The 5708-nt window shown below is 33.8% G+C and carries 4 protein-coding genes; all 4 read right to left on the reverse strand.

Annotated features, from left to right (window positions below; translation table 11 throughout):
- Positions 1 to 255 precede the first annotated feature (255 nt).
- Positions 256 to 459 carry an aspartyl-phosphate phosphatase Spo0E family protein gene (locus K9V48_RS26870; RefSeq protein WP_224142144.1) on the reverse strand — a complete coding sequence of 68 codons (204 nt, stop codon included), beginning with the start codon at positions 457 to 459 and terminating at the stop codon, positions 256 to 258.
- Entirely contained in the window at positions 437 to 1780 is a 1344-nt protein-coding gene (locus K9V48_RS26875; protein WP_224142145.1) for an MFS transporter, read from the reverse strand. The genes K9V48_RS26870 and K9V48_RS26875 overlap by 23 nt, the downstream gene beginning before the upstream one ends.
- Positions 1781 to 2406: 626 nt before the next feature.
- On the reverse strand, positions 2407 to 3153 hold the full coding sequence (locus tag K9V48_RS26880; RefSeq protein ID WP_224142146.1) for a LytR/AlgR family response regulator transcription factor: 747 nt from the start codon (positions 3151 to 3153) through the stop codon (positions 2407 to 2409).
- A gap of 10 nt (positions 3154 to 3163) precedes the next feature.
- A complete protein-coding gene (locus tag K9V48_RS26885) occupies positions 3164 to 4915 on the reverse strand; it encodes a LytS/YhcK type 5TM receptor domain-containing protein (protein ID WP_224142147.1) in 1752 nt (583 codons plus the stop codon).
- Between the last annotated feature and the right edge of the window lie 793 nt (positions 4916 to 5708).

A 5708-nucleotide genomic window follows, 5' to 3' on the forward strand; every position in this document is an offset into this window, starting at 1 on the left:
CCTTCACTTTCGTTTACCATACCTATCTTCTCCTAGCAGTTTTCCGGACCATGCACTTGTCCTCTGTTTCTGCATTTCCTCATGCAACCTACATATTTGTTGCCAAATATGCAGTTTCGGATGGAGATCATCTTTGTATCTAGATGAGTAGCGTAAGCTACACTGTGTGAATGCGACTTCTTGTCGCACCATAAAACCAATTATCGGCATTGAAAGGGGATCTGCTAATAAAAAAGACAAAAGAAAAATCCCATATTAAATTGCAATACAGGATTTTTGATCAATCTTTTGTATATTATCAATCTTTAATTTTTGATAAATCGTGATGAGCTCGTCTAATTTTTGACTGTAATAAATGGTGTTATAACTATTTAAACCAGTTTCTTTTGAAATTTGGATCAAGTTTTTTTTCATCTGATTGATTCTTCCTTCTAATTTATCGACCTCTGTACATATCATCTAAATGCCCCTGATCATCCACTATTATTGTGCTTTTAAGCTCTGTTTCTAAATTTACAGGTTCTTCTTTTGGCTTTCCGCCAATAGTCAACGCAGTAACAGCTGCTATAACTAAAGCTGCTATCATCATGATGAAAGAGGTATTAAATGAACCGCTTGTTTCAATCATGTAACCCATTAGGAATGGAGAGATGAAACCTGCAATAGATCCAAAACAGTTAACTGTCGCTGAACCGGATGCCATAATTTTTGCTGGAAGAGTGTCAACAACCAGCCCCCAAAACCCACCTTGAGCCATGAACATAAAGAATGCTGCAAGACATTGGTAGACGATAACCATAGTTAAAGAGGAAGCTTGGAACATTAAAAATAAAGCTAAGCCACCAGCTAGTGCATTAGGGATAAACACCCATTTTCTATTTCCTTTTACTTTGTCTGATAAATACCCACCAAGAACTACCCCTACTGTACCAACTAAATACGGTAATGCACTATAGATGCCTGTGTCCATAAGAGAAAGACCTTTTTCGTTGATCAGATAAGAAGGAAGCCAAGATGTAAAGCCCCAGAACGTAATATCAAAGAAGAACCAAATGAGCGACATTTGCCATAAAATAGGTTTTGTTAAGAGTTGTTTAAAAGATACATCAGATTTCTTTTTCGCTGCAGAATATCCGTCTAAATCTTCATCTAATTCTGCAAGTTCCTCTTTAGTCATTTTGGGGTGATCTTTTGGATTATCTTTTAACTTTAACCAAATATAAATTCCGAGGAAAAGACCTGGAATACCCATTACGATAAAGACTACACGCCAGCCAAAAAAACCTATGATCGCTGCTGCTACAATAGCCGCTAATGCCGGTCCCAGAGTGTTTACTGTTGATTGGATTCCTGTCGCTGTACCGCGTTGCTTACTAGGGAAGTACATAGCGATTCCTTTGTATGATGCACCAGGTAAACACGCTTCACCTAAACCGAAAACAAAACGAGCCACTAACAAAAGAGGAAAAGAAAAAATAAATCCCGTTAAAGATGTAAAAATGGACCACCAAGTAATGGCAATACTCATGACACGACGGAAACCAAATTTATCTGATAACATTCCTCCTGGAATCTGGAACAAGGCGTAACCTGCAAAGAATATGCTTAATAGTAATCCTTGAGCTGTTGCATTTAAGTTAAACTCTTCCCCGATAAATGGTAAGGCAATGGTAATAACCATACGATCCAGGAATGAAAATAACCAACATAACCATAATACTAATAAAACTGAATAACGTACTTTCCATTTCTTTGGCTTTGCTTGCGACTGATGATTCATTGAAGTACCTCCTTGAGTATTTTCACATAATTTACACCTTTTTATAAAAGCGCTTTCAATCCAGAGGATAATCACAAACCCTTACTTATTATCCTTATTTTCTAAGGAAATCTTCTCTAAGTTTACTGTCTAGAATATTGTGACTATTCTGTATTTTAGATTATATAAAATCATTTGTACATTTGGTTAAATTAATGACGAAATGTATTTATATTGAACCGAAACGCTTTCATTTATATACGAATGGCATCTAATGGATGTTGGATAATGAGAAAAGTATGTCGCTTACGCGATAAAAGTAAAAGCGCAAGCGGCCTTGAACAAAACTAGGGCAAATAAGACGCTGATGAATAGAAGGTGTTCTTGACCTTTAATTCATCAGCGGCTAGATCTAGGAAAAAGGGGTTTTGTTTTTTCCCTAAAGGGGCTAGGCACCCGACTTTTCACAAAGTCTGGCTGCTGATGCTGGATATCGAGCACTATCCACAGTACAAGAATTTTATAGTTTTCCGGTAAGCATTAAAAAACTGACGTAAAATAAAACGTCAGTTTTTTAAAGATAAACCTTTACAATTTTAGTTACGTTCACATTCATTCCATATTCAAAAGTATAATGGTAGATTTGGTTAAAAGCCTAAGTATTGGCGAACGGTTTTTATATAGGATCGACTAACTGGGGCTTTAGACCCGTCGCGAAAAATTAAATTATAGGTACCGTTAAACCCTTGTTCTATTTCATTAACATATTCAAGGTTAATAATATATCCACGATGTACTCTTAGGAAAGAAAAATTTTCTAATTTTTGTTCTATTTCATATAGAAGGGAATCAATTAAGTACTTATCATTTAGTGTTTTTATAAATACTTGGCGATTTTCTGTTCCAATGTACATAATGTTTTGGATATCCACCAATATAATTCGTTCATCTTTTACTACCGGAAGCTTATTTATATTTTTGCTCCGCCTTATTTCTTTTACAATCTGTGATTGGTCATCTTCTTTTTTTAATTGATTCCACTTTACTACTTTTTCTATTGTATGTTCAATTCTTTTTTCATCAAATGGCTTTAAGATATAATCCACTGCATCAAGCCCAAATGCTTTTACAGCGTACTTTTCGAAAGCGGTTACAAAAACAATAAAAGGTGGCTTTTTTAATGAACGAAGGTTTTTAGCTAGGTCAATCCCATTTCCTTTTGCTAAATGAATATCTAAAAATACAACTTCGGGCTCAAATTGATGGATCTCCGAAATGGCTTTTTGTATTTCATCCGCTTCTCCTACCACCTCTATTTTACTGATTTGAGAAAGTAAATCTTTAAGGTATTCTCTAGCAAATATCTCATCTTCAACCAAGTAAGCACTTATCACAATACTTTTCCTACCTTTCATATTGTAGCGGAACAACAATCGTAATGATCGTTCCTTTATTAAACTGACTTTTTATAGAAAAAGAAGCTTCTGAACCAAACACTAATGACAGCCTCTCCCTAATATTTTGTATCGCTATCCCAGTCCCTTTATTTGATGGAGTTGCTTTGTTACTTATGAGTTTCAATCTTTCGTTAGAAATTCCTATACCATTATCCCTAACTGAAATTTTCAAGAAACTTTCTTCATTGAATATAGTTATTTCAACAATTTCCTTTTTACATCGTTCTGAAAATCCATGAACAATTGCATTTTCAACTAGAGGTTGAATGATAAAAGGTGGGATCAATGCCGTTTCAAGACTAGATTGTATAGATGTTTTAAGGGTAAATCGTTCGGGAAATCGTGCTTGTTCTAAAGAGAAATAAGCCATTACACTTTCCATTTCCTTTTCAATAGGTATTAAAGTCTGGCTTGTTGCACTCGTATTATTACGAAGAAAGGTACTTAATTGAATGAGAAGTTTCCTAGCAAACAAGGGATCTCTTTTGCAAAGAGCGACAATAACATTAATGGAATTAAAAAGAAAATGAGGATGAATTTGAGCTTGTAATGCTTTTATTTTCGCATTCTGTAGTAATTCCTTATGACGCTCAACCTCCCCTATTTCTAACTGTGTGGAAAACAACATGATTAACCCTTCAGCTAATTCCTGTTCCGCTTCATTTAATTTATAAGGTCTTGAATAATACATTTTAAAGGTGCCAACAGGCTTTTCCCGAACAAGTAATGGGACGATAATGACCGCTTTTAATGGACGCTTTCTATTTATAGTTTTATACTCGCTAATAGACTGTAAAGTAACAATTTTTCCTGTTTGAAGTACTTGTTTAACTGCATCTTGATCATTTTCCTGCAGGAAGTGATCATCTTTCTTTCCTTTTCCTACATGAGTCAAAACGTTATTTAAATCGGTAATGGCAACAGAATCTGCATTTGTATGAGTAGCTAATATATGGGCAACTTTTTCGCTAGAGTTTTCATTTAAACCTTTACGAAAAAATGGTAATGTTTTATTTGCGATAAATAAAGCCTTTTGGGTCTGAACTGCTCTTAATTTTTCTTCTTCACGTAACACACTATAGAATATTAATGCACAGATCCAAATTCCAATTCCATTAACAATAATGATGGGAAGTCCAGTGAATTTTATTAATAGAACTGCCACTTTATGTGATTCAATAAATACAGGGATTAAAATAATTTGAATGAATAAGATACAAACACTTATCATTAAAATAAGTGAAGGCTGAATCCTTTCTCTATAAGCAATTTTCTGATTGATCCAACCAGCAATGAATCCACCTAATACTGTAAGAAAAAAAGTTGCCGTATTAATAAATCCACCTAAAAGGTATCGATGCCCTCCTGCAATAATTCCTGCGCCAAGGCCTACTACGGGGCCGCCAAGAAGACCTCCTATAATAACACCTATATTGCGAGTATCAGCAATTGCTTTAAAAGTTTCCATATTATTATCTAAATAATCAAATTGTGTTTTGAAAATATCTGGACGGATAACAATCCCTGTATAATTTCCGATTATCCCGAATAAACCAAAAACAAAAGTCATAACTAATTTACCTTTCCAGCTTAAACGCTGATAAATCATTTGCCGAAAAAAAGTAAGTCGAGTAATCAAGAATGCAATCGTAACAATCATGCACATTCGCCAAGCCATTTGATATATTAGATCCAACATTGAAACTTCTCCTATTTTAAAAATTGAGAAAATCACTTTTAAAGATTATTCAATACATCCAATATAATAAATATTTCGATGTGATTTACCCGTATATTATTTACCATAACTTGTGAATAACTAACATTAGGTAAAAAACTTCGAATATCTCTCCTACTAAATACGATCTTATTTATTATTTCTTTTTCTTCATAGTATACATGATTTTTTTCAGTTACTCTAAATTAAAATGATTTTTATTAAAATATGATCAACTATGAACATTGTAAAGTTCGTGGGAGTAAATGGACGCTATCAAAATCGTTTGGAAAACGTAAAGAATTAGGACAAACAATTCCATATATTTAAAAAGTTTATTGGATGAAGTGAAAACCGACATCATTGATATTTGGGTTCTGGTGCAAAAACTATTTGATGGAGACATAGTTTTTGCACCAGAACCCACTTTTTTACTCCCTTTCAAACCCTCTTTCCTATTGTTCTATCAAAACGTTCGTAAAACTACATACAAAACCCCACGTTTATAAAATATTTTGAGACTTTAACGAACATTAAAATCGATTGATTTTATAAATAAAAAAACCGTTCGAAAAAGTGTACTTTTTCGAACGGGGAATGATATCTTTCTTGAACAACTCTATTTGAACAAAAAAAGATCCATATTATATTTGATATTATCCCCTACAAGTAGACAGTGAAAAAAAGACCATTTTACAAGATGGTGTTACACTTAACTTGGAGGGGATTTTTCATGGGGAAAACAGGAAGAACGAATCAGATATATACAGAAGAT

Source organism: Metabacillus rhizolycopersici, from assembly GCF_020075705.1.

Excerpts from the sequence above, each read along its gene's own strand:
- K9V48_RS26870 (WP_224142144.1), bottom strand. The coding sequence starts at position 459 with ATGATATGTACAGAGGTCGATAAATTAGAAGGAAGAATCAATCAGATG.
- K9V48_RS26875 (WP_224142145.1), bottom strand. The coding sequence starts at position 1,780 with ATGAATCATCAGTCGCAAGCAAAGCCAAAGAAATGGAAAGTACGTTAT.
- K9V48_RS26885 (WP_224142147.1), bottom strand. The coding sequence starts at position 4,915 with ATGTTGGATCTAATATATCAAATGGCTTGGCGAATGTGCATGATTGTT.